At 51.8% G+C, this 24,959-nt stretch carries 22 protein-coding genes; 11 read left to right on the plus strand and 11 right to left on the minus strand.

Features of this window, described 5'->3' with window-relative positions:
- Positions 1 to 44: 44 nt before the first annotated feature.
- Entirely contained in the window at positions 45 to 503 is a 459-nt protein-coding gene (decR, locus tag OGX83_RS11975; RefSeq protein WP_003831023.1) for a DNA-binding transcriptional regulator DecR, read from the minus strand.
- 116 nt (positions 504 to 619) lie between these two features.
- Between decR and OGX83_RS11980 the strand changes: the two genes are divergently transcribed.
- Positions 620 to 1,675 carry a PLP-dependent cysteine synthase family protein gene (locus tag OGX83_RS11980; RefSeq protein ID WP_220471131.1) on the plus strand — a complete coding sequence of 352 codons (1,056 nt, stop codon included), beginning with the start codon at positions 620 to 622 and terminating at the stop codon, positions 1,673 to 1,675.
- A gap of 50 nt (positions 1,676 to 1,725) precedes the next feature.
- Here the strand turns inward: OGX83_RS11980 and cof are convergent, their stop codons facing one another.
- Positions 1,726 to 2,544 carry an HMP-PP phosphatase gene (cof, locus tag OGX83_RS11985; protein ID WP_048235970.1) on the minus strand — a complete coding sequence of 273 codons (819 nt, stop codon included), beginning with the start codon at positions 2,542 to 2,544 and terminating at the stop codon, positions 1,726 to 1,728.
- A gap of 144 nt (positions 2,545 to 2,688) precedes the next feature.
- On the opposite strand from cof, the gene OGX83_RS11990 reads away from it, so the two are divergent.
- Positions 2,689 to 4,389, plus strand: a complete 1,701-nt coding sequence (locus OGX83_RS11990) for an SgrR family transcriptional regulator (protein ID WP_286588094.1) — start codon at positions 2,689 to 2,691, stop codon at positions 4,387 to 4,389.
- Between the two features lie 65 nt (positions 4,390 to 4,454).
- Complete coding sequence (gene queC / locus OGX83_RS11995) at positions 4,455 to 5,150, plus strand: 7-cyano-7-deazaguanine synthase QueC (RefSeq protein ID WP_003021638.1); 696 nt, start codon at positions 4,455 to 4,457, stop codon at positions 5,148 to 5,150.
- Between the two features lie 105 nt (positions 5,151 to 5,255).
- On the opposite strand, the gene fadM is transcribed toward queC, so the two are convergent.
- The 9 genes from fadM to bolA form a co-directional block, all read right to left on the minus strand.
- Positions 5,256 to 5,654, minus strand: a complete 399-nt coding sequence (gene fadM, locus OGX83_RS12000; protein WP_003021636.1) for a long-chain acyl-CoA thioesterase FadM — start codon at positions 5,652 to 5,654, stop codon at positions 5,256 to 5,258.
- Between the two features lie 106 nt (positions 5,655 to 5,760).
- Positions 5,761 to 6,135, minus strand: coding sequence for a helix-hairpin-helix domain-containing protein (locus OGX83_RS12005; protein WP_079934848.1), 375 nt, complete (start codon positions 6,133 to 6,135; stop codon positions 5,761 to 5,763).
- Between the two features lie 146 nt (positions 6,136 to 6,281).
- A complete protein-coding gene (ppiD, locus tag OGX83_RS12010; protein WP_003831016.1) occupies positions 6,282 to 8,156 on the minus strand; it encodes a peptidylprolyl isomerase in 1,875 nt (624 codons plus the stop codon).
- A gap of 268 nt (positions 8,157 to 8,424) precedes the next feature.
- Positions 8,425 to 8,715, minus strand: a complete 291-nt coding sequence (gene hupB / locus OGX83_RS12015; protein ID WP_219352570.1) for a nucleoid-associated protein HU-beta — start codon at positions 8,713 to 8,715, stop codon at positions 8,425 to 8,427.
- A gap of 190 nt (positions 8,716 to 8,905) precedes the next feature.
- On the minus strand, positions 8,906 to 11,260 hold the full coding sequence (gene lon, locus OGX83_RS12020; protein ID WP_003831014.1) for an endopeptidase La: 2,355 nt from the start codon (positions 11,258 to 11,260) through the stop codon (positions 8,906 to 8,908).
- A gap of 184 nt (positions 11,261 to 11,444) precedes the next feature.
- On the minus strand, positions 11,445 to 12,719 hold the full coding sequence (gene clpX / locus OGX83_RS12025) for an ATP-dependent protease ATP-binding subunit ClpX (RefSeq protein WP_003831013.1): 1,275 nt from the start codon (positions 12,717 to 12,719) through the stop codon (positions 11,445 to 11,447).
- A gap of 126 nt (positions 12,720 to 12,845) precedes the next feature.
- Positions 12,846 to 13,469, minus strand: coding sequence for an ATP-dependent Clp endopeptidase proteolytic subunit ClpP (gene clpP, locus OGX83_RS12030; protein WP_003021624.1), 624 nt, complete (start codon positions 13,467 to 13,469; stop codon positions 12,846 to 12,848).
- Between the two features lie 247 nt (positions 13,470 to 13,716).
- Positions 13,717 to 15,015, minus strand: coding sequence for a trigger factor (tig, locus tag OGX83_RS12035; protein ID WP_003021622.1), 1,299 nt, complete (start codon positions 15,013 to 15,015; stop codon positions 13,717 to 13,719).
- A gap of 344 nt (positions 15,016 to 15,359) precedes the next feature.
- Positions 15,360 to 15,677 carry a transcriptional regulator BolA gene (bolA, locus tag OGX83_RS12040; protein WP_003021619.1) on the minus strand — a complete coding sequence of 106 codons (318 nt, stop codon included), beginning with the start codon at positions 15,675 to 15,677 and terminating at the stop codon, positions 15,360 to 15,362.
- Between the two features lie 306 nt (positions 15,678 to 15,983).
- Between bolA and OGX83_RS12045 the strand changes: the two genes are divergently transcribed.
- The 8 genes from OGX83_RS12045 (at position 15,984) to OGX83_RS12080 (ending at position 24,922) form a co-directional block, all read left to right on the plus strand.
- Entirely contained in the window at positions 15,984 to 16,562 is a 579-nt protein-coding gene (locus OGX83_RS12045) for a lipoprotein (protein WP_016152050.1), read from the plus strand.
- A 44-nt stretch (positions 16,563 to 16,606) separates the two neighbouring features.
- Positions 16,607 to 18,082, plus strand: coding sequence for a muropeptide MFS transporter AmpG (ampG, locus tag OGX83_RS12050; protein WP_286588097.1), 1,476 nt, complete (start codon positions 16,607 to 16,609; stop codon positions 18,080 to 18,082).
- Positions 18,083 to 18,542: 460 nt separating this feature from the next.
- A complete protein-coding gene (gene cyoA, locus OGX83_RS12055) occupies positions 18,543 to 19,490 on the plus strand; it encodes a cytochrome o ubiquinol oxidase subunit II (protein ID WP_032942534.1) in 948 nt (315 codons plus the stop codon).
- Positions 19,491 to 19,509: 19 nt separating this feature from the next.
- On the plus strand, positions 19,510 to 21,501 hold the full coding sequence (gene cyoB / locus OGX83_RS12060) for a cytochrome o ubiquinol oxidase subunit I (RefSeq protein ID WP_003831008.1): 1,992 nt from the start codon (positions 19,510 to 19,512) through the stop codon (positions 21,499 to 21,501).
- Positions 21,491 to 22,105: a cytochrome o ubiquinol oxidase subunit III gene (locus OGX83_RS12065; RefSeq protein ID WP_003831007.1), complete on the plus strand. Its 615-nt coding sequence runs from the start codon at positions 21,491 to 21,493 to the stop codon at positions 22,103 to 22,105. The genes cyoB and OGX83_RS12065 overlap by 11 nt, the downstream gene beginning before the upstream one ends.
- Positions 22,105 to 22,434, plus strand: a complete 330-nt coding sequence (locus tag OGX83_RS12070; protein WP_003831006.1) for a cytochrome o ubiquinol oxidase subunit IV — start codon at positions 22,105 to 22,107, stop codon at positions 22,432 to 22,434. Before OGX83_RS12065 ends, OGX83_RS12070 begins: the two co-directional genes overlap by 1 nt.
- An 11-nt stretch (positions 22,435 to 22,445) precedes the next feature.
- Positions 22,446 to 23,336: a heme o synthase gene (gene cyoE, locus OGX83_RS12075; protein WP_003831005.1), complete on the plus strand. Its 891-nt coding sequence runs from the start codon at positions 22,446 to 22,448 to the stop codon at positions 23,334 to 23,336.
- A 221-nt stretch (positions 23,337 to 23,557) separates the two neighbouring features.
- Entirely contained in the window at positions 23,558 to 24,922 is a 1,365-nt protein-coding gene (locus OGX83_RS12080) for an MFS transporter (protein WP_286588099.1), read from the plus strand.
- The last annotated feature ends 37 nt before the right edge of the window (positions 24,923 to 24,959 follow it).

A 24,959-nucleotide genomic window follows, 5' to 3' on the forward strand; every position in this document is an offset into this window, starting at 1 on the left:
GCGTTATATCCTGACAAGATTTCCGGCAATAAGCGCCGGGAGAATTATTCAATAGGTAGAGCAGTTGTGTATTTAATCTGTTCCATGGCAAAGCTGGAGGTGACGTCAGACAGGCCCGGTACGCTGTTCACCAGGCGCTTATAGAATTCATCATAGCTTTTCATATCAGCAACCTGCACTCGCATCAGGTAGTCATACTCCCCTGCCATACGCCAAAACCCCAGAACCTCGGGCATTCCGGTCACTTCAGTGACAAAGCGGCAATACCATTCGCTGCTGTGATGCTGAGTTTTGATCAGCACAAACGCGGTGAGTCCCAGCCCCAGTTTTTCTGGATCCAAAAGGGCGACTCTGCCCAGCAGGATACCGTCATCCTCAAGTCGTTTGAGACGTTTCCAGCAAGGGGTGGTAGTCAGATTAACGGCATCTGCTAATGCCTGCAAAGAAAGGGTGCAGTCCTGTTGCAGTAAGCCGAGTAGCTTGCGGTCAATTTTGTCTAACATATCCACTCCACAGAGAAGAATTTTCTCCTTACATTCTATTTTAAAGGCTAAATGGCAACAATTTTTTCCGTGCTTTTCGCTATTCTGGGCACAAAATGACAAATGGATATCTATTAATGATGAATAGCTCCTGGGTTAAAAACGCCATCAATGAAATCAACGCGGATTATCAGCGTTCTGCGGATACGCATCTCATTCGCCTGTCGCTACCGGCGTTCCCGGGCATTCAGCTCTATTTAAAAGATGAGAGCACGCATCCGACCGGGAGTCTGAAGCATCGTCTGGCGCGCTCACTGTTTCTGTACGGATTGTGCAATGGCTGGATCAAAGAAGGCACCACCATCATTGAATCATCGTCCGGTTCAACGGCGGTCTCTGAGGCTTATTTCGCTCGACTGTTAGGGTTGCCATTTATTGCCGTTATGCCTTCCTGTACGGCAAAACGTAAAGTTGAACAGATTGAATTTTACGGCGGTCGCTGTCATTTCGTGGAAAGCGCCTGCGAAATCTATGCGGCCTCTGAGCAACTGGCGCGTGAGCTGAACGGTCATTACATGGACCAGTTCACTTACGCTGAGCGCGCCACCGACTGGCGCGGCAATAATAATATCGCCGACAGCATCTTTCGTCAGATGCAGTGCGAGCCCAACCCCGTTCCCCGCCATATTGTGATGAGCGCCGGAACCGGTGGCACCTCAGCAACCATTGGCCGCTATATTCGCTGTCAGGGCTACGATACTCAACTGATGGTGGTAGACCCGGAAAACTCGGTCTTTCTGCCCTTCTGGCAGGATCGCGATGCCACGTTACGCAGTCCGGTAGGAAGTAAAATTGAAGGCATTGGCCGCCCGCGTGTCGAACCGTCTTTCATTCCTGACGTGGTCGATGAAATGCTGCGCGTGCCGGATGCCGCAAGCGTGGCCACCGCACACTGGCTGGAAACGCAGTTGGGCCGCAAGGTCGGCGCCTCTACCGGCACAAACATGTGGGGAACGCTACAACTTGCCGCCCGTATGCGCGATGCAGGCGTTACCGGTTCGCTGGTGACACTGTTGTGTGACAGCGGCGAACGCTATCTGGAAACCTACTACAACCCACAGTGGGTCGACGCGCACATCGGTGATTTAACGCCGTGGAAAGCGGAGCTTGCCCAACTACTGAACACCCATTAATGGGATAAAAAAAAGCCAGACGCGAAGTCTGGCTTGCTGGAAGGGATCTCTCATTCGGGGGAATAAGGTAGATGTGGATTGTCCAGCCAATGCGTCAAAAAGTGTGACACTGCCTGATTACGGCAATGCCCAATCACCGATAAATGAGGCAGTTCAGCAATCAGTTGCGGCATCGCGTTACCCATAATCAGGCCGCGCCCAACGCTGCCTAACATTTCGCGATCGTTCATGGCATCGCCAAACGCCATACACTCGGCCATTGAATAACCTAAATGGTCGCTCAACACCGCCAATGCCGATCCTTTATTACAGCCCAGCGGCAGCACCTCAAGGCAATCAAACGCGGAAAAACAGAGATTCGCCTGTTCACCCAGCGCTTCATTCAGTTGAATGCGCAATTGGATAAGAGAGTCATGATCGCCGCAGAAGCAGACTTTGGTGACCTGATGCGCCGGAATACGTTTCACATCGACGATCTGATAGCGAAATCCGCTATATACATGCGCCTGCAGCAGCGAGGGGATCTCTTGTCCGGTGAACCAGCCATTGTCATTAAAGACATGCATGCTGGCGGTAGTGTCCCACTTCTGATGCAACACAATGTCCGCGACATTCGGATCCAGATCCTGACGGTGTAACACATCGCCCTCAAGAGAGTGAATGCGCGTGCCATTACCCGTGATCAAAAAGGCGTCCAGTGAGATCGAGCCTAAAATATGGCGCATCTCAAGCACATGGCGACCGGTGGCAAATGTCAGAGTAATATCGCGTTCACGCAGGCGCGACAGCGTTGAAAGCGTTTCGTCACCTAAATGGTGATTCGGCATCAAAAGGGTGCCATCCATATCAAATGCAGCCAGACGAGCCATTTCTTTCTCCACACTGTGACGCGGTTAACTTGTGATCCAGTATCACCTGAGATATACGGAAGTAATAGTGAATAGATAAAATGAATTGTTCCGGGTTTCTCTACGCATAAACCGTTAACGAACATCCTGAAGGAAAAAGTATCAATGCGTCTGCTTAATCGCCTGAACCAGTACCAACGCCTGTGGCTGCCCTCGAACGGCGAACCGCAGTCGGTGACCGTCGGGGAACTGGCCGAACGCTGTTTTTGTAGCGAACGCCATGTGCGTACCCTGCTAAAGCAAGCGCAGGATGCAGGCTGGCTGGAGTGGCATGCCCAGTCGGGGCGCGGGAAACGCGGGCAGCTGCGGTTTCTAGTGACGCCAGATTCACTGCGCAACACCATGATGGAACAGGCGCTGCAAAAGGGAGAGCAGCTTGGCGTACTGGAACTGGCTCAGCTGGCGCCGGGTGAATTAAGAACACTGTTACAACCGTTTATGGGCGGTCAGTGGCAAAACGACACGCCAACCCTACGTATTCCCTATTACCGCCCGCTCGACCCCTTGCACCCCGGATTTCTCCCCGGTCGCGCAGAGCAACACCTCGCTGGACAAGTTTTCTCTGGCCTGACCCGGTTTGACAGCACTACGCAACGTCCCTGTGGAGACTTAGCCCACCACTGGAATATCTCCGCTGACGGCCTGCGCTGGGATTTCTATATTCGTTCCACCCTGTACTGGCATAACGGCGATGCGGTCAGCAGCACACAGCTACATCAGCAGTTGCTGAAGCTGTTAGAACTCCCCGCGCTGAATAAGCTGTTTATCAGCGTAAAGCGCATTGAGGTGACGCATCCCCAGTGTCTGACCTTTATTCTGCACCGTCCCGACTTCTGGTTGGCGCACCGTCTGGCAAGCTACAGCAGTCACCTGGCGCATCCTGAGCACCCGTTTGTGGGTACCGGCCCGTTCCGGCTGACGCTGTTTACTCCTGAGCTGGTGCGTATCGAGAGCCACGATCACTACCATCTGAGTCATCCGCTGCTAAAAGCCATTGAATACTGGATAACCCCGCAGCTCTTCTCCCAGGATTTGGGCACCAGCTGTCGCCATCCGGTGCAAATTGCGATTGGTAAACCCGAAGAGTTGCCTATGCTAAGCCAGGTAAGCAGCGGGATCAGTCTTGGTTTTTGCTATCTCACGCTCAGAAAAAGTGCGCGCCTGAATACGCAGCAGGCCCTTAGACTGATCAATATCATCCACCGTTCTTCCCTGCTACAAACGCTTGAAGTGGATGAAAATCTGATCACGCCAAGCAATGCACTGCTCCCCGGATGGACTATCCCGCAATGGGATGAACTCGACGAGGTAGCATTACCGGAAAAGCTGACGCTGGCTTATCACCTGCCGGTAGAACTTCACGCTATGGCTGAACAGCTTCGCCAGGCGTTGGCGTTGCTCGGCTGTGAATTAACGCTTATTTTTCATAATGCTAAAAACTGGGATGGCGATCATCCCTTAGCCCAGGCCGACCTGATGATGGGCGACAGGCTGATTGGTGAGGCACCTGAATATACTCTCGAACAGTGGTTGCGCTGCGATCAGCTCTGGTCACATGTATTGAATGCGCCAGCATACACACATTTGCAAACGACCCTGGATGCCCTACAAATCCAGACCGATGAGGACGATCGCCACGCGGCTTTACAACAAGTTTTCGCCACGCTAATGCATGACGCTACCCTGACGCCACTGTTCAATTATCACTATCGCATCAGCGCGCCACCGGGCGTGAACGGCGTACGCCTGAATCCTCGTGGCTGGTTCGAGTTTACCGAAGCCTGGCTGCCACCTCCTTCCGCGTGAAGAAGCTGGTCGACGGCACGCCCAGGCGCTACCATAAGGGCTTCGTTATTTTGTCAGGAAAAGCCATGAAACGTGCCGTTGTTGTATTCAGTGGAGGTCAGGACTCCACGACTTGTCTGGCGCAAGCGCTGCATCAGTATGATGAAGTGCACTGCGTGACCTTTGATTATGGTCAGCGCCATCGCGCTGAGATTGATGTCGCACGAGACCTGGCCTTAAAACTTGGCGCGCGCGCGCACAAAGTGCTTGATGTCACATTGCTCAGTGAACTGGCTGTCAGCAGCCTGACCCGCGATAACATTCCGGTACCCGATTACGAACCGGATGCGAACGGCATTCCCAATACCTTTGTGCCTGGACGCAATATTCTGTTCTTAACGCTGGCAGCAATTTACGCGTACCAGGTGCAGGCAGAGGCGGTCATTACCGGCGTTTGTGAGACCGATTTCTCCGGCTATCCGGACTGTCGCGATGAGTTCGTTAAAGCCCTGAACCATGCTGTAAGCTTGGGGATGGCGAAAGATATTCGCTTTGAAACCCCACTGATGTGGATCGATAAAGCCGAAACCTGGGCACTGGCCGATTATTGGGGCAAGCTGGACCTGGTACGCGAAGAAACGCTGACCTGCTATAACGGCATCAAAGGTGACGGTTGCGGTCACTGTGCGGCGTGTAATCTGCGTGCCAACGGCCTGAACCATTATCTGGCGGATAAACCGGCAGTGATGGCGGCAATGAAACAGAAAACCGGGTTAAAATGATTGTATTGCCGGATGGCGCTTTGCGTATCCGGCCTACATGCAGTTGCAGCAACTCTTGTAGGCCGGATAAGACGCTTGAGCGTCGCCTTCCGGCAGTCGCAGCCACTACTGCACCATCTGCTCCAGTTTTTCGCGCAACTCCCCTTCCAGCGGCAACGCTTTTTGCGTTTTCAAATCAATACAGACGAACGTAATCAGCGCGTCTGCCACCACCTGCCCTTCCGGCTCCAGAGTAATGGTCTGATTTAACACACCACTTTTGCCATTTAACTGTTGAACCTGACTGGTGATAGTCAGCAGGTCGCTCAGCACCGCAGGTCGTCGGTAGTTGATATTAATATTCACGACCACAAAAGCGATGTTGTGTGCTGTCATCCACTGAAAGCTGTCGCTGTTTTCCAGACCATCCCAGCGGGCCTCTTCCAGAAACTCCAGATAGCGGGCATTGTTAACGTGCTGATAGACATCAAGATGAAAACCACGAACTTTGATTTGTGTTTGCATAGCGCAGGAGCCTTACGTTGTTTTTATAGGAACAGATTTTTGGGTAAAGAGGTCATAACTGGTATGACCTCTACAGTCTGGCAAACTTTCAGCGCTCTGCAAGTTATTAAAGTGTTAAAACTGCCAGGTTACGCTCAACCAGTGAACTGCCCATGCCCGGCACCTGCTTTAAATCGTCCACCGTTTTAAACGGCCCGTACTCCTCACGATAGCTCACAATCGCCTGCGCTTTCTTTAGACCCACGCCATTCATAACTCGCGCTAAATCCTCCGCAGAAGCGCTGTTGATGCTTACCCTGGTGCCCTCATCGTCGCTTGCTTTAGCGGGCTGTGTGGCTTTGCTTTGTGCCGCCCCTGGGTTTTCCGCTTTGGTTTGAGTCGCCTGGCTTTTGGCGACAGGCTCAGCCGCCAATGCGGTTTGGGCCATACCAGCGCAGGTCAATGAAAGAGTGATAAGCAGAGCTTTGATTCCATGTTTCATACTGTTTTCTCCTTGTTTGTTAACAGTGGAATCACGATAGCGAGGTGCAGAACGGCAGACAAACGGCAAATATCAGAAATGGAAAAGGCCGCGAAAGCGGCCTTTGGTAGATACAACTTTTTGCAATTTTTTGCGAACTGCCTCGGTTATTGCTGCTGTTCCAGCGCATCCCCGATTTTAATTTTTGCGGCTTTACGCAGGTTGCTCATCAGCGCTTCGAAGACAATCTGCGCGTTGTTCTGAGTGATCCCCTGAACCATCGCTTTCTTCTGCGCTTCAGGCATAGAACCGGCTTTCACCTCGTCCAACGCCAACAGAACAACGTTACCCTGCATGTCGTTCGCGACGCCGTAGCTCGGTTTGTCTTTCGCCGGCAGGCTCAGACCAAAGGCAGCCTGGCTCAGCGGATCCTGACCCGTACGGCTCAGCGTTTTCGCCTCGCCAAAGCTCAGACCCGCCGCTTTCATCGCTTCATCGCCTTTACCGGCTTTCAGATCCGCCAGCAGTTTATCGGCATCAAGCTTCGCCTGCTGCTCTGCTTTATTGTGCTTAACGAGCGCAGTTACCTGCTCTTTCACTTCAGCCAGTGGCTTCACGGCTTCGGCTTTGTGCTCTGCAATACGCAGCACGAACGCACGATCGCCGTCCACGGTGATGATATCGGAGTTACTGCCAGGCGTACCGTTCTCACCAACCAGACCACCATTGAAAATGATGTCAGCGACTGGTTTGAAATTCAGTTCTTCCGGCAAGCTGTCACGGCTAAACCAGCCCGTTTCAACCGCTTTCATACCCGCAGCCTGCTCTGCACCCGCCAGAGATTCGTTATCATTGCTGGCCGCGTCGCTGACTTTCTGCTGCAGCGCATAGTACGCATCCAGCGCTTTTTCCTGCTTCACTTTTGCCGCAATCTCGTCACGGGCTTCGCTCAGCGGTTTAACTTGCGCAGGCTGTACGTCGTCAAGACGCGCAACGAGGAAACCAACGGAAGACTTAATTACGCCAGACAGTTGGCCTTTTTCTTTCAGACCAGCATTTTTCAGCTCATCCGGGGTGGTGGAATCTTCCAGCCATCCCATATCGCCGCCTTTACGGGCAGAGATGATATCGGCAGATTTTTCTTTCGCCAGCGCAGCAAAATCACCGCCTTTGTTCAGCTCGTCCAGTACCGCTTTGGCTTCATCTTCCGTTTTGGTCTGAATGATGCTGTAGCGGTTACGCTGCGGCTGAGTGAACTGATCCTGATGCTGGTCATAGTAAGACTGAATATCAGCATCGCTGGCCGTCTCCTGCATAGCAGCGGCGTCCAGCTTGATGTAGCTCACGCGGAACTGTTCCGGCGTCATAAAGTTGTTTTTATTCTGCTCGTAGTAGCTGGCAACTTCCTGCTCGGTAACAGACTGCTTCGCGGCCAGTGCGTTAACGTCAATCGTCGCCTCGCGCACGATACGCTGCTGTGCGACCAGCGCCGCCAGTTCGTCCGTTTCACCTTTCAGCATGAAGTCCGTACCGGCAACACCGTTAATCAGCTGCTGTGTCGTAAGCTGATTACGTAATGCCTGAGCATACTGGTCTGCAGTCATTCCCATTTGATTCACAATCGCGTTGTAGCGGTTGTTATCAAACTTGCCGTCCACCTGGAACGCAGGCGTGGCGAAAATGGCCTGTTTAACCTGATCGTCGCTGATGTTGAGCTTAAGCTCGCGGGAATACTGATCCAGCAGTGCTTCGTCAACAAGACGATTCAGCACCTGCTGACGCAGCGTTTTCATATAACCTTCGTTCGCGGCCAGCTCGGAGTATTGATCGCCCAGCTGTTGCTGCATGCGGTTACGTTCGCTGTTGAACGCATTCTCGAACTGCCCGCGGCTGATCTCCTGGCCATTCACTTTGGCGGCGAAGTTATTGCCTCCGCCAATCAGGTAACCACTCACGCCGGTCAAAATGAACGACACGATAATGATACCGAAAATAATCTTGAGCACGAGACTGTTAGCAGCCGTGCGTAAGCTGTCCATCATGGTGTAACCACACTCCGCTGTAGATGACTATACGCGTAATCCTCTCTGCTGCCCCCGCGTTGATGACAACAACGGCAACAAGGATTTTGAGTATATATGCTTCACGCAGCATAGCGTTTCCTGAACGCTGCGCACAAAGGTCTATTGTGACAAGAAACAGGGGCAATTGTCAGCCCACAACGCGTAGAAAGTACCGGAATTACAAATAAAAAAGGCACATCAGTCGATGCGCCCTTGTACTTCGTCACATCCCCAAAGGGGAAATCACTTAGTTTACCGCGTCTTTCAGTGCTTTACCTGCACGGAAGCCCGGTACTTTAGCCGCGGCGATGGTGATCTCTTTACCTGTTTGCGGGTTGCGACCAGTACGGGCAGCACGCTCTTTAACGGCAAAAGTACCAAAACCTACCAGCGCTACGTCATCACCTTCTTTCAGAGATTCGGTAACAGAAGCAATAATTGCATCTAACGCACGTCCAGCCGCAGCTTTAGAGATATCAGCCCCTGCAGCAATTTTGTCGATCAGTTGAGATTTATTCACTCTTCTCTTCCTCTTTATAATTTATATCGCACCTGAATCCTTCAAAGTGCGACCGCGCAGCAGTTATATCAGGCCTGCCATGCCCTTACAACACCCGTTAATGATGGCAAGCCTAATCCGTTATCTAAATTAGCTATACAAAAAAAGGCTGGCAAGCCCGAAATGGCCTGCCAGCCCTGTTTTTATTAATGCTCTTTGCGCGAGGTCACTATTTTGCCGTCACAACCTGCATTCCAGAGGGTTCATTTTGCAATGCAAGAGTCAGAACTTCCTCAATACGTTTCACCGGGTGAATATTAAGATCGGCAATTACGTTGTCCGGAATCTCTTCCAGGTCACGTTTGTTCTCATCGGGAATTAAGACCGTCTTAATGCCGCCACGGTGTGCCGCCAGCAGTTTTTCTTTCAAACCACCGATAGGCAGAACCTGACCACGCAGGGTGATCTCACCCGTCATCGCCACGTCGGCGCGAACTGGGTTACCGGTAAGACAAGAAACCAGCGCAGTACACATAGCAATACCCGCACTTGGACCGTCTTTCGGCGTAGCCCCTTCAGGTACGTGAACGTGGATGTCGCGTTTTTCGTAAAAGTCCGGGTTAATACCCAGTTTTTCCGCACGCGCACGCACCACGGTCAGCGCAGCCTGAATCGACTCCTGCATGACTTCACCCAGAGAACCGGTGTAGGTCAACTTACCTTTACCCGGTACGCAGGCGGTTTCGATAGTCAGCAGATCGCCGCCCACTTCCGTCCACGCCAGACCCGTCACCTGACCAACGCGGTTTTCGTTGTCCGCGCGGCCATAGTCAAAGCGCTGTACACCCAGATAGTCGTGCAGGTTGTCGCCATTGATCTCAATATGTTTCAGCGATTTATCCAGCAGCAGCTGTTTCACCGCTTTACGGCACAGTTTAGAGATTTCACGTTCCAGACTACGCACGCCTGCTTCACGGGTGTAGTAACGAATAATGCCCACAATGGCGCTATCGTCGACCGTCAGCTCACCTTTTTTCAGCGCATTACGCTCAATCTGTTTCGGCAACAGGTGACGTTTGGCAATGTTCAGCTTTTCGTCTTCGGTATAACCGGACAGACGGATCACTTCCATACGATCCAGCAACGGTGCTGGAATATTCATGGAGTTAGAGGTCGCAACAAACATCACGTCGCTGAGATCGTAGTCCACTTCCAGGTAGTGATCGCTGAACGCCACGTTCTGCTCTGGATCCAGCACCTCAAGCAGTGCGGAAGCCGGATCGCCACGCATGTCGGAAGACATTTTGTCGATCTCATCAAGCAGGAACAGCGGGTTTTTAACGCCCACTTTGGCCATTTTCTGGATCAGTTTACCCGGCATAGAACCGATATAGGTCCGGCGGTGACCACGAATTTCGGCTTCATCACGCACGCCGCCCAGCGCCATACGGATGTATTTACGCCCAGTTGCCTTAGCGATGGACTGCCCCAGAGAGGTTTTACCTACCCCCGGCGGTCCAACCAGACACAGGATCGGCCCCTTGATTTTATTTACACGACTTTGAACCGCGAGATACTCAAGGATACGGTCTTTGACGCGCTCCAGACCATAATGGTCGGTATCGAGGATTTCCTGCGCCTGACGCAGGTCTTTTTTGACCTTGCTACGCGCATTCCACGGCACCTGTACCATCCAGTCGATGTAGCCACGCACCACGGTCGCTTCCGCCGACATAGGAGACATCATTTTCAGCTTCTGCAGTTCTGCTTCCGCTTTCTCTTTTGCCTCTTTCGGCATTTTCGCCGCGTCGATTTTACGCTTCAACGCTTCGTTTTCGTCCGGTGCATCGTCCATCTCACCGAGTTCTTTCTGAATAGCTTTCATCTGCTCGTTCAGATAGTACTCGCGCTGAGATTTTTCCATCTGCTTTTTCACACGGTTGCGAATGCGTTTCTCAACCTGCAGCAGATCGATTTCAGACTCCATCATCGCCATCAGATATTCCAGACGTTCGTTAACGTCGGACATCTCCAGCACGGACTGCTTGTCAGCCAGCTTCAGCGGCATGTGTGCAGCGATGGTATCCGCCAGACGTGCAGGATCGTCAATGCTGTTCAGCGACGTCAGCACTTCTGGTGGGATTTTCTTGTTCAGCTTGATATAGCCTTCGAACTGGCTGATAGCGGTACGCACCAGCACTTCCTGTTCGCGCTCATCAATAGCAGGCGAGTCAAGGTACTCTGCTTTCGCAGAGAAATGCTCGCCGTTGTCAGACAGCGCAGAAATACGCGCACGCTGTAACCCCTCGACCAGCACTTTTACGGTGCCGTCAGGCAGTTTCAGCATCTGCAAAATTGAGGCCACGGTCCCGACGGTGAAAAGATCGTTTACACCCGGCTCATCCGTTGACGCTTCTTTCTGTGCGACCAGCATGATTTTTTTATCATGGTCCATAGCCGCTTCCAGACAACGGATAGATTTTTCCCGCCCTACAAATAAGGGTATGACCATGTGCGGATAAACCACCACATCGCGCAACGGCAATACGGGGATTTCAATGCGTTCAGAACGCTCAGGATTCATAGAGCTCTCTCTTAGTTTAGTTTCCGCCAGGTAATCAGGTGGTACGACTGTGCTTCACACCACCTTTAACATGTATGTCAGTATATGGGGATGTTTCCCACACATTCAACGCCATGTTTACGGAAAAATAAAAGGGGAGATAAAATCCCCCCTTTTTAATTAAATGTCTGTATGAATTGATGAATTATTCGCCAGATGCCTGCTGCGCTTCCGGCTTACCGTAAATCAGCAATGGCTTGCTCTGACCGCCAATCACCGACTCATCGATCACCACTTTTTCGACGTCTTCCATAGAAGGCAGATCGTACATGGTGTCGAGCAGCGCGGCTTCGACGATAGAACGCAGGCCACGAGCACCGGTTTTACGCGCCATCGCTTTCTTGGCGATAGCATCCAGCGCTTCTTCACGGAATTCCAGATCGACACCTTCAAGATTGAACAGCGCCTGGTACTGCTTGGTCAGGGCATTTTTCGGCTCTTTGAGGATCTGGATCAACGCTTCTTCGCTCAGCTCGCTCAGCGTTGCCACAACCGGCAGACGACCGATGAACTCAGGGATCAGACCAAATTTGATCAGATCTTCCGGTTCGACCTGCGACAGCAGTTCACCTTCGCTGGCTTTATCAGACTGTGCTTTTACCGTTGCGCCAAAACCAATGCCGGAGCCGGTTTCAACACGGTTAGCAATGACTTTATCCAGACCGGCAAATGCACCACCGCAGATAAACAGGATCTTGGAGGTATCAACCTGCAGGAATTCCTGCTGAGGATGTTTACGACCACCCTGTGGCGGAACGGCAGCAACCGTCCCTTCGATCAGTTTCAACAGCGCCTGCTGTACGCCTTCGCCGGAAACGTCACGGGTAATAGATGGGTTATCAGACTTACGAGAAATCTTGTCGATCTCATCGATATAGACGATCCCACGCTGTGCTTTCTGCACGTCGTAATCGCACTTCTGCAACAGCTTCTGAATAATATTTTCAACATCTTCACCCACATAACCGGCTTCGGTCAGCGTGGTGGCATCAGCCATGGTGAACGGAACGTCCAGCAGGCGCGCCAGCGTTTCAGCCAGCAGCGTTTTACCGGAACCCGTCGGGCCAATCAGCAGGATGTTACTTTTGCCCAACTCGACGCCATTGCTGGTGTCGCCGTTGCGCAGACGTTTGTAATGGTTGTATACCGCGACCGCCAGCACTTTCTTCGCCTGCTCCTGACCGATAACGTAGTCGTCCAGGTGGTTGCGAATTTCATGTGGCGTCGGCAGCGCACTGCGTTCACGGTGCGGTGCTACTTCCTTAATCTCTTCGCGAATGATGTCGTTGCATAAATCAACACATTCGTCGCAGATATACACGGATGGACCGGCAATCAGCTTACGCACTTCATGCTGGCTTTTGCCGCAAAAAGAGCAGTACAACAATTTGCCCGAGCCATCTTTGCGTTTATCTGTCATGGGTCAAAACCTCTTCTTTGTTCTTTGTGCCGCACACGACGACGCAAATGCCATTCTCAGGCGCAAGACGCTAGTCAGCGTTGTGCCGCTCCAGGTAATTATAGCGGCACACCTGCGCACTGGGCATTAATTACGATGGGTCAAAATCGAGTCGACCAGACCGTACTCTACCGCTTCAGAAGCGGAGAGGAAGCGATCGCGCTCGGTATCACGTTCAATCTGCTCAAGAGATTGACCCGTATGATGCGCCATAAGTTCGTTCATGCGCCCTTTTACCTTCAGGATTTCACGAGCATGAATTTCAATATCCGTTGCCTGGCCCTGGTAACCGCCCAGAGGCTGGTGGATCATGACGCGAGAGTTAGGCAGGCAAAAACGTTTGCCTTTCGCCCCGGCGGTCAGCAGGAACGCACCCATTGAGGCCGCCTGGCCCATACAAATGGTGCTGACGTCCGGCTTAATAAACTGCATGGTGTCATAGATAGACATCCCGGCAGTGATCACTCCACCAGGGGAGTTGATGTACAGGTAGATATCTTTTTCTGGGTTTTCTGCTTCCAGGAACAGCATCTGCGCCACGATCAGGTTAGCCATATGGTCTTCGACCTGGCCGGTCAGAAAAATGACGCGTTCCTTAAGTAGACGAGAATAGATATCAAAAGAGCGCTCACCACGTGAGGTCTGTTCAATGACCATCGGCACCAGCGCCATATGGGGTGCAAAGTTATCTCGTTCGCCGCTGTATGACATTTCCGTCTCCTGGATAAAATTTGAAAAAACCTGCTGTGCTGATTGTAACCTTATGGACGGATTATCAGCTAGTCCCTCAGTAATGGGTACGACATCGCCATAATTCAAGCATAACAATCTTTTGTTGTAACGCTAACACTGAAACGCTGTTTTCGCACTCTTCCCATGCAAAATGCGTGACAAAAAAAAACCCGCCACCAAAAGGTGACGGGCTTGCGTACGAAATTCGAGCTAAAAAAGCGACGAATTACGCCTGCTGGTTCATCAGTTCGTTGAAGGAAGTGGCTTTTTCAGTCACTTTCGCTTTCGCCAGAACGGCTTCAACAGCCTGCTCTTCCAGAGCGACGTTACGCATGTTGTCCATCAGCTCTTTGTTTTTGCTGTAGAACTCAACAACTTCTTTCGGATCTTCGTAAGCAGAAGCCATCTCTTCGATCAGGCCTTTAACGCGATCTTCGTCAGCTTTCAGTTCGTTGGTACGAATCACTTCGCCCAGCAGCAGACCAACAACTACGCGACGCTTAGCCTGTTCTTCGAACAATTCACGCGGCAGTTCCAGAGCTTGTTTCTCGTTGCCGCCGAAACGTTGTGCAGCCTGACGACGCAGAACGTCGATTTCGCTGTCGATCAGAGCAGCCGGAACGTCGATGTCGTTAGCTTTTACCAGACCTTCGATCGCCTGAGACTTAACGCGGTTACGCACAGCGCCTTTCAGCTCGCGTTCCATGTTTTTACGGACTTCAGCGCGCAGACCTGCTACGGAACCATCTTCAACGCCGAAACGTTTGATGAATTCTTCAGTCAGTTCCGGCAGTTCGCGTTCTTCAACTTTCTTCAGGTTGATAACGAACTTCGCAGCTTTACCTTTCAGGTTTTCAGCGTGGTATTCTTCCGGGAAGGTCACGTCGATAGTGAACTCTTCGCCAGCTTTGTGGCCTTTAACGCCTTCTTCAAAGCCCGGGATCATACGACCCTGGCCCATCGCCAGTACGAAGTCAGACGCTTTGCCGCCTTCGAACTCTTCGCCGTCTACAGAACCGGTGAAGTCGATGGTTACACGGTCTTCTGCATCAGCAGCGCCGTCTTTGTCTTTCCAGGTAGCCTGCTGCTTGCGCAGGGTGTCCAGCATTACGTCAACGTCAGCGTCGGTAACTTCAACAACCGGTTTTTCAACTTCGATTGCTTCCAGGCCAGTCAGCTCAACTTCCGGGTAAACTTCAAACTCTACCGCGTAAGTAAAATCTTCACCCAGTTTGTATTCGCCCGGAACGTAGTTCGGTGCGCCAGCCGGATTGATTTTTTCTTTGATGATCGCGTCAACGAAGTTGCGGCTCATCAGGTCACCCAGAACGTCCTGGCGAACAGACGCGCCATAACGCTGAGCAACAACATTCATCGGTACTTTTCCTTTGCGGAAACCGTCAATACGCACTTTCTTCGCTACGTTGACCAGCTCGCTTTTCACAGCGGTCTCGATGCTGTCAGCAGCGATAGTAATCGTTACACGGCGGCCAAGGCCTTGAGTGGTTTCAACTGAAACTTGCATCTTGTTACCTCAAAAAATCACAGTGCTCGGTCAACTCTTCTCCGCAAGCACAGGTTGTTGGCTTCGCGGAACTGGGATGTTCTCATAAGCAATCACATTCCCTGTCGTCAGAATCATCCCGAAGACATTCCGAAAAATAAGACGCGCATTATAGCGGCATCACTTTTATGAGTCGAGAACGGTTATCGCGCGTTGCTGCGGCTTTTTTCACAATTCCCGGCTAATTTTTGTCTGAATACTGTACGACTGCCCCAGAATTCAGACAAAACAAAACGGCCCGCAGGCCGTTTTCACATAATCTGTAGCAACATACTGGAAAAGCGTCGGTTGTTGCAAATCCGTTTTTACGCGATGCTTCCCGCCCCACGACACGGAGGCGATGCAAAAATCGTATCCTGCAACGCTTCCCACTCCTTAATAGTGTAGGTATGCAGGGCAAGCGCATGAACGGTTGTGGAAAGCTCCGCCGTTAACGTGCTGTAAATCATCCGATGACGATTAAGAAAACGTTCACCTGTAAAGCGATCGCTAACCAGTACAACCTTAAAGTGGCTTTCAGAACCAGCCGGGACATTGTGACGATAGCTTTCATCCACAACTTCGAGGAACACGGGTTCGAACGCTGCCCTTAATTTTTCTTCTATTTGCTCACGAATCATCATGAAATTTTTCCTCCGACAACGCTGAGATGTCACCCATCCCTTTAAATACTAGCCGCTTTTACCGTTTTCATTACACCTTAGCAACAAAAAATTAGCGCTTGTCTGATTTTCTCATTCAAACGGATGAAGTTCACTGATTCCTCACTCCAATTTATTGCAAAAAGTCCGTTTATAGTCTCCACAAAGTCATAAAACGGACAACACAATGAATTTACATGCGTTACCCACTTCCCCTCATCGTTGGCGATGTTATGATGGCGGGAATTTTCTCTAACCATACAATTTAGATTCGCTGAGAGCCCTGGCATGTTTAAAAAAATCCTCGTCCCGTTTGTCGCGCTGTTTATGTTAGCTGGATGCGCAACACCGCCGACCACTATTGAAGTCTCCCCGAAAATTACCCTGCCGCAGCAGGACCCAAGCCTGATGGGTGTGACCGTTAGCATCAACGGAGCCGACCAGCGCCAGGATCAAGCGCTGGCAAAAGTCACCCGCGACAACCAGTTGGTGACCCTGACCGCATCCCGCGACCTGCGTTTCCTGCTGCAAGAAGTACTGGAAAAACAGATGACCGCACGCGGTTATATGATTGGACCGAACGGTGCAGTCAACCTGCAAATCATTGTTAGCCAGCTGTATGCTGACGTGTCTCAGGGTAGCGTGCGCTATAACATCGCCACCAAAGCAGACATCGCCATCATTGCTACCGCCGCCAACGGCAACAAGATGACCAAAAACTACCGCGCAAGCTATTCTGTTGAAGGTGCACTGCAAGCCTCTAACAAAAATATCGCTGATGCCGTTAACAGCGTGCTGACCGACACCATCGCTGATATGTCTCAGGACACCAGCGTTCACGATTTCATCAAGCAGAACGCTCGTTAATTTCTGCCCATATGGCCCGGCGTTCGTCGGGCCTATAGAAGCCCATGTCCAGTCAATACTTACGTATTTTTCAGCAACCACGTTCAGCTATCCTGCTCATTCTGGGGTTCGCCTCCGGTTTACCGCTCGCACTCACCTCCGGTACGCTTCAGGCGTGGATGACAGTCGAGAATATCGATCTTAAAACCATCGGTTTCTTTTCCCTGGTCGGTCAGGCCTACGTATTTAAATTTCTCTGGTCCCCGTTGATGGACCGTTACACGCCACCGTTTTTAGGTCGACGTCGCGGCTGGCTGCTGGCGACCCAGGTGCTGTTGTTAATTTCTATCGCTGCGATGGGCTTTCTGGAGCCTGGCACACAGTTACGCTGGATGGCCGCACTCGCAGTAGTGATCGCTTTTTGCTCGGCATCGCAGGATATCGTCTTTGATGCCTGGAAAACCGACGTATTGCCCGCAGAAGACCGCGGCACCGGCGCGGCTATCAGCGTGCTGGGCTATCGATTAGGGATGCTGGTTTCAGGCGGATTGGCCTTGTGGATGGCCGATCGCTGGCTGGGCTGGCAAGGGATGTACTGGCTGATGGCTGCACTGTTGATTCCCTGTATCATCGCCACTCTGTTAGCACCTGAACCAACTGACACCATTCCGGTGCCTAAAACGCTGGAACAGGCAGTTGCGGCTCCGCTGCGAGACTTCTTTGGTCGTAACAACGCATGGCTGATCCTGCTGCTTATTGTGCTGTATAAGCTCGGGGATGCTTTCGCCATGAGCCTGACCACCACCTTTTTAATCCGCGGCGTTGGGTTTGATGCGGGTGAAGTTGGCGTGGTGAATAAGACGCTGGGGCTACTGGCGACCATTGTTGGCGCGCTGTACGGTGGGATCCTGATGCAGCGCCTCTCTCTGTTCCGCGCATTGCTTATTTTCGGCATCCTGCAAGGGGCGTCGAATGCGGGCTACTGGCTACTGTCCATCACTGACAAACACATGTTCAGCATGGCGGCGGCCGTCTTCTTTGAAAACCTGTGCGGCGGAATGGGCACAGCGGCATTTGTCGCTTTATTAATGACGCTGTGCAATAAGTCCTTCTCAGCGACCCAGTTCGCCCTGCTCTCCGCGCTTTCAGCCGTTGGTCGCGTTTACGTTGGCCCGGTAGCGGGTTGGTTTGTCGAAGCACACGGCTGGCCGACGTTTTATCTGTTCTCCGTATTTGCCGCGATCCCCGGCCTGATACTGCTGCTGGTATGTCGCCAGACCCTGGAACATAGCTGGCAAAATGAAAGCTTCATTCCGCGCACGGAATTTCGTGGAGCATACAGTCTGGCATTAATGACGCTAGTTGCGGGCTGCTGCCTGCTGCTGGTTTGGCTGCTGCTGTTAACCATGAACGCGCTGGATTACGCCAACTTCTCCTTCCTGCCGGAACTGCTTGAAGTCTCAGTGGTAGTCGCGGTCTGCGGGGTCGTTTTTGGTGGATTGCTGGATTATCTGGCACTGCGAAAAACGCGTCTGGCGTAAAAAAACCGCATTAATATCGCCGTTGTAATCACCCTGCGTAATTATAACGGCGAAATAAGCAACAACTGCTAAAAATAATATTTGTTATTTTGTGCGCCAAAGAATTTGGAAATTATTGACGCCTTTTATATATACTATTTTCCTTACTCGATTCAGCCAAGAAAGATTTATTTTTTGTTCCTCAATTGTCCTTTTATTGATAATCAATTGTTAAGCAATTGTTTTATTTTCGTATTGGTTATACCAATTGCCCTCAGTACGCCCCCCACCTGCCCGCTTTCGTTATAACGTGATGTTGCAACAGGTTCTTAAAGCCAAAGCGACATATATTGCAACATATGTGACATGCACGGCAGAACCCAGTAACACAGATCTAGAGATGTTTACAGTAATGTAACCTTCCCGTAAAATGCCCTCACACTTTAAACGCCACCCGGTCCCGTGGAATTGAGGTCGTTAAATGAGACTCAGGAAATACAATAAAAGTTTGGGATGGTTGTCATTAATTGCAGGCACTGCATTACTCAGTGGCTGTAATTCTGCGCTGCTTGACCCTAAAGGACAGATTGGACTGGAACAACGGTCATTGATACTGACGGCATTTGGCCTGATGTTGATTGTCGTTATTCCCGCCATCTTGATGGCTGTTGGTTTTGCCTGGAAGTATCGTGCAAGCAATAAAGATGCGAAGTACAGCCCGAACTGGTCACACTCCAATAAAGTGGAAGCTGTGGTCTGGACGGTGCCGATCTTAATCATCATTTTCCTTGCCGTTCTGACCTGGAAAACCACTCACGCTCTTGAGCCAAGCAAACCGCTGGCGCATGACGAGAAGCCCATTACCATCGAAGTGGTTTCCATGGACTGGAAATGGTTCTTCATCTATCCGGAACAGGGTATCGCTACCGTGAATGAAATCGCCTTCCCGGCGAATACTCCGGTTGAATTCAAAGTGACTTCCAACTCCGTGATGAACTCCTTCTTTATCCCGCGTCTGGGTAGCCAGATTTATGCCATGGCCGGTATGCAGACTCGACTGCATCTGATCGCCAACGAAGTCGGTACTTATGATGGTATCTCCGCAAGTTATAGCGGACCAGGCTTCTCCGGTATGAAGTTCAAGGCTATCGCAACAAAGGACCGCGCCGAATTCGACCAATGGGTTGCTAAAGCTAAACAGTCCACGAACACCATGAGCGACATGGCAGCGTTCGAGAAAGTGGCTGCGCCAAGCGAATACAACCAGGTGGAATACTTCTCCAACGTGAAACCGGATTTGTTTAAAGACGTTATTAACAAATTTATGGCTCACGGTAAGAGCATGGACATGACCCAACCCGAAGGTGAGCACAGCGCACACGAAGGAATGGAAGGCATGGACATGAGCCACGCGGAATCCGCTCACTAAGGGGCCGAGGAAGAATACGATGTTCGGAAAATTGACGCTGGATGCAGTTCCGTTCCATGAACCTATTGTCATGGTTACGATTGCTGCCATTATCATCGGTGGTGCGGCCTTACTGGGCCTTATCACTTACTTCGGTAAGTGGACCTACCTGTGGAAAGAGTGGCTAACCTCGGTTGACCACAAACGCCTTGGCATCATGTATGTCATCGTCGCAATCGTCATGTTGATTCGTGGCTTTGCCGACGCCATCATGATGCGTAGTCAGCAAGCGCTGGCTTCTGCAGGTGAAGCAGGCTTCCTGCCTCCTCACCACTACGACCAGATCTTCACGGCCCACGGCGTGATTATGATCTTCTTCGTGGCAATGCCATTTGTTATCGGTCTGATGAACCTGGTGGTTCCACTGCAGATCGGCGCACGTGACGTTGCATTCCCGTTCCTGAACAACCTGAGCTTCTGGTTCACCGTTGTCGGCGTAATTCTGGTTAACCTTTCTCTGGGCGTGGGTGAATTCGCGCAGACCGGTTGGCTGGCGTATCCGCCACTTTCGGGAATAGAGTACAGTCCAAGCGTCGGGGTCGACTATTGGATATGGGCAGTCCAGTTGTCCGGTATTGGTACAACCCTAACCGGTATCAACTTCTTTGTGACCATCATTAAGATGCGTGCACCAGGAATGACCATGTTCAAGATGCCGGTGTTTAGCTGGGCATCTCTGTGTGCAAACATCCTGATTATCGCTTCTTTCCCAATCCTGACGGTTACCGTCGCGTTGCTGACCCTGGATCGCTATCTGGGCACCCATTTCTTTACCAACGATATGGGCGGCAACATGATGATGTACATCAACCTGATTTGGGCCTGGGGCCATCCGGAAGTGTACATTCTGGTTCTGCCAGTCTTCGGTGTGTTCTCCGAAATCGCGGCAACCTTCTCACGTAAACGTCTGTTTGGTTACACCTCGCTGGTGTGGGCAACCGTGTGTATCACCGTTCTGTCGTTCGTTGTTTGGCTGCACCACTTCTTCACCATGGGTGCAGGCGCTAACGTAAACGCCTTCTTCGGTATAACCACCATGATTATCGCCATCCCGACCGGGGTGAAGATCTTCAACTGGCTGTTCACCATGTATCAGGGCCGTATCGTATTCCACTCAGCAATGCTGTGGACGATTGGCTTTATCGTCACCTTCTCAGTCGGCGGCATGACCGGTGTACTGCTGGCGGTGCCGGGTGCGGACTTCGTTCTGCACAACAGTCTGTTCCTGATTGCGCACTTCCATAACGTTATCATCGGCGGTGTCGTATTTGGATGCTTCGCTGGTATGACCTACTGGTGGCCAAAAGCGTTTGGCTTCACGCTGAACGAAACCTGGGGTAAACGCGCATTCTGGTTCTGGATCATCGGCTTCTTCGTAGCATTTATGCCGCTGTACGTGCTGGGCTTCATGGGTATGACCCGTCGCCTCAGCCAGCAGATTGATCCACAGTTCCATCCGATGCTGGTCGTTGCCGCCTGCGGCGCCGCGCTGATTGCACTGGGTATCCTGTGCCAGCTGATTCAGATCTTCGTTTCTATTCGCGACCGCGAGCAGAACCGTGACCTGACCGGTGACCCATGGGGTGGTCGTACGCTGGAGTGGGCAACCTCTTCCCCGCCTCCGTTCTATAACTTTGCCGTTGTGCCGCACGTTCACGAGCGTGATGCCTTCTGGGAAATGAAAGAAAAAGGTGAAGCGTACAAGCAGCCTGCGCACTATGAAGAAATTCATATGCCGAAGAACAGCGGTGCCGGTATCGTCATTACCGCCTTCGCAACACTGTTTGGTTTCGCCATGATCTGGCATATCTGGTGGCTGGCGATTGCAAGCTTCGCAGGCATGATCATCAGCTGGATTGTGAAAAGCTTTGATGAAGACGTGGATTACTACGTGCCGGTCCCGGAAGTCGAAAAACTGGAAAACCAGCATTTCGATGAGATTACTAAGGCAGGGCTGAAAAATGGCAACTGATACTTTAACGCACGCGACTGCCCACGCGCACGAACACGGGCACCACGATGCAGGCCAGACCAAGATCTTCGGATTCTGGGTCTACCTGATGAGCGACTGCATTCTGTTCTCTATTCTGTTTGCAACCTATGCCGTTCTGGTGAACGGCACCGCAGGTGGCCCGACAGGTAAGGACATTTTTGAACTGCCGTTCGTTCTGGTTGAAACATTCCTGCTGTTATTCAGCTCCATTACTTACGGCATGGCAGCGATTGCCATGTACAAGAACAACAAGAGCCAGGTTATCTCCTGGCTGGCGTTGACCTTCTTGTTCGGTGCCGGATTCATCGGGATGGAACTCTATGAATTCCATCACCTGATTGTTAACGGTATGGGCCCGGATCGCAGCGGCTTCCTGTCTGCGTTCTTCGCGCTGGTCGGTACGCACGGTCTGCACGTCACCTCCGGTCTTATCTGGATGGCTGTGCTGATGGTGCAAGTTGCTCGTCGCGGTCTGACCAGTACTAACCGTACCCGCATCATGTGCCTGAGCCTGTTCTGGCACTTCCTGGATGTGGTGTGGATCTGTGTGTTCACTGTTGTTTATCTGATGGGGGCGATGTAATGAGTCATTCTAACGAGAGCGGCGGCGCATCCCATGGCAGCGTAAAAACCTACATGACAGGTTTTATCCTGTCGATCATCCTGACGGTCATTCCGTTCTGGATGGTGATGACAGGTTCTGCCTCACCGGCCGTCATTCTGGGAACTATTCTGGCAATGGCAGTGGTACAGATTCTGGTGCACCTGGTGTGCTTCCTGCACATGAATAGCAAATCTGATGAAGGTTGGAACATGACGGCCTTTGTCTTTACTGTGCTAATCATCGCCATCCTGGTTGTGGGCTCCATCTGGATTATGTGGAACCTTAACTACAACATGATGATGCACTAAGAGCGGCGATTATGATGTTTAAGCAATACCTGCAAGTAACGAAACCAGGCATCATCTTTGGCAACCTGATCTCGGTGATTGGGGGATTCCTGCTGGCCTCGAAAGGCAGCATTGATTATCCCCTGTTTATCTACACGCTGGTTGGGGTGTCACTGGTTGTGGCGTCGGGTTGTGTATTTAACAACTACATCGACAGGGATATCGACAGGAAGATGGAGAGGACCAAAAACCGCGTGCTGGTTAAAGGTCTGATTTCCCCTGCGGTCTCGCTGGTATACGCCACCCTGCTGGGTATTGCTGGCTTTATGCTGCTGTGGTTTGGCGCGAACCCTCTGGCCTGCTGGCTGGGGGTAATGGGCTTCGTGGTCTATGTGGGCGTTTATAGCCTGTACATGAAGCGCCATTCCGTTTATGGCACGCTGATTGGCTCACTCTCCGGCGCTGCGCCGCCGGTGATTGGCTACTGTGCCGTAACCGGTGAGTTCGATAGCGGTGCGTTGATTCTGCTGGCTATTTTCAGCCTGTGGCAGATGCCGCACTCTTACGCGATTGCGATTTTCCGCTTCAAGGATTATCAGGCTGCCAACATCCCGGTACTGCCGGTGGTGAAAGGTATTTCGGTCGCGAAGAACCATATCACGCTGTACATCGTGGCGTTTGCTATCGCCACACTGATGCTAACCCTGGGCGGCTATGCAGGTTATAAATACCTGATTGTTGCCGCGGCGGTGAGCGTCTGGTGGTTGGGCATGGCGCTGCGTGGTTATAAAGTGGAAGATGACAGAGTCTGGGCGCGCAAGCTGTTCGGTTTCTCCATCATTGCCATTACCGCGCTCAGCGTGATGATGTCCGTCGACTTTATGGTGCCAAACTCGCAGAACCTGCTGACTTACGTCTGGTAAGTTAATCGTCATACCTTCTATGCCGGATGGCGGCTGACGCCTTATCCGGCCTACAAAAAAGCACATAGCTTGTAGGCCGGATAAGTTACGTTCAGATCGCTATCCGGCATTTTCGTCTCCAGCCGACGCCCCTCACAACCCCAACATTTGTTAATAAAGCGCATATTTACCCAGCCTGCTTAGCGCTTTACACTAGGCGCGAAATTAATACAGAGGTGGGAATGAACGATTACAAAATGACGCCCGGTGAGTTGCGCGCCACCTGGGGTTTAGGGACCGTATTTTCGTTGCGCATGCTTGGCATGTTTATGGTCCTGCCGGTTCTGACCACGTACGGTATGGCGCTACAGGGTGCCAGCGAAGCCTTGATAGGCCTTGCTATCGGTATTTATGGCCTAGCGCAAGCCATCTTCCAGATCCCTTTTGGTCTGCTGTCAGACCGCATCGGCCGTAAGCCGCTTATTGTCGGCGGGCTGGCGGTATTTGTTCTCGGCAGCATAATTGCTGCTCTCTCCGATTCAATCTGGGGAATTATTCTTGGCCGGGCCTTGCAAGGCTCTGGCGCGATTGCTGCTGCCGTAATGGCGCTACTTTCCGACTTAACCCGTGAGCAAAACCGTACCAAAGCGATGGCGTTTATCGGCGTCAGCTTTGGTATCACCTTCGCCATTGCGATGGTGCTGGGACCAATCGTTACCCATGCGCTGGGGCTACACGCGCTGTTCTGGATGATTGCAGCCCTTGCTACCACGGGTATCGTGCTGACCATTTGGGTCGTTCCCAATAGCACTACCCACGTGCTGAACCGCGAGTCGGGGATGGTAAAAGACAGCTTCAGTAAAGTGCTGGCAGAGCCCAAACTGCTGAAGCTCAACTTTGGCATCATGTGTCTGCACATATTGCTGATGTCCACCTTCGTTGCCTTACCAGGCCAACTGGCGAAAGCAGGCTTCCCCGCCGCAGAGCACTGGAAAATTTATCTGGTGACGATGCTGCTGTCCTTTGTTTCCGTGGTGCCGTTCATCATTTACGCCGAAGTGAAGCGCCGCATGAAACGCGTGTTCCTCGCCTGCGTGTTACTGATTCTTATTGCAGAGATTGTATTGTGGAGCGCTAACGTGCGTTTCTGGGGGTTGATTGCGGGCGTGCAGATATTCTTCCTCGCCTTCAACCTGATGGAAGCCCTCCTCCCCTCGCTTATCAGTAAAGAGTCTCCGGCTGGCTATAAAGGCACGGCAATGGGCGTTTACTCCACCAGCCAGTTTCTTGGCGTGGCGATTGGCGGTTCGCTCGGCGGTTGGGTGGTTGAAATGTTTGATGGTCAGGCCGTATTCCTGGCCGGTGCGCTTCTGGCGGCAGTGTGGTTATTGGTGGCAAGTACAATGAAAGAGCCGCCGTATGTCAGCAGCCTGCGGGTCGAAATCCCACCTGAAATTGCTGCGGATGACACCCTGAAGCAGCGCCTGCTGGCAAAAGAAGGAATAAGCGAAGTGTTAATTGTGGCGAAAGAGCATTCGGCCTACGTGAAAATCGACAGCAAAGTCACCAATCGATTTGAGGTTGAGCAGGCCATCAGCCAGGCGTAAAGATGAGATTTGTCAGATGGCGGCTTACGCCATCTGA

It is taken from the genome of Citrobacter sp. Cpo074, from assembly GCF_030332745.1.
Taxonomy (GTDB): Bacteria; Pseudomonadota; Gammaproteobacteria; order Enterobacterales; family Enterobacteriaceae; genus Citrobacter; species Citrobacter portucalensis.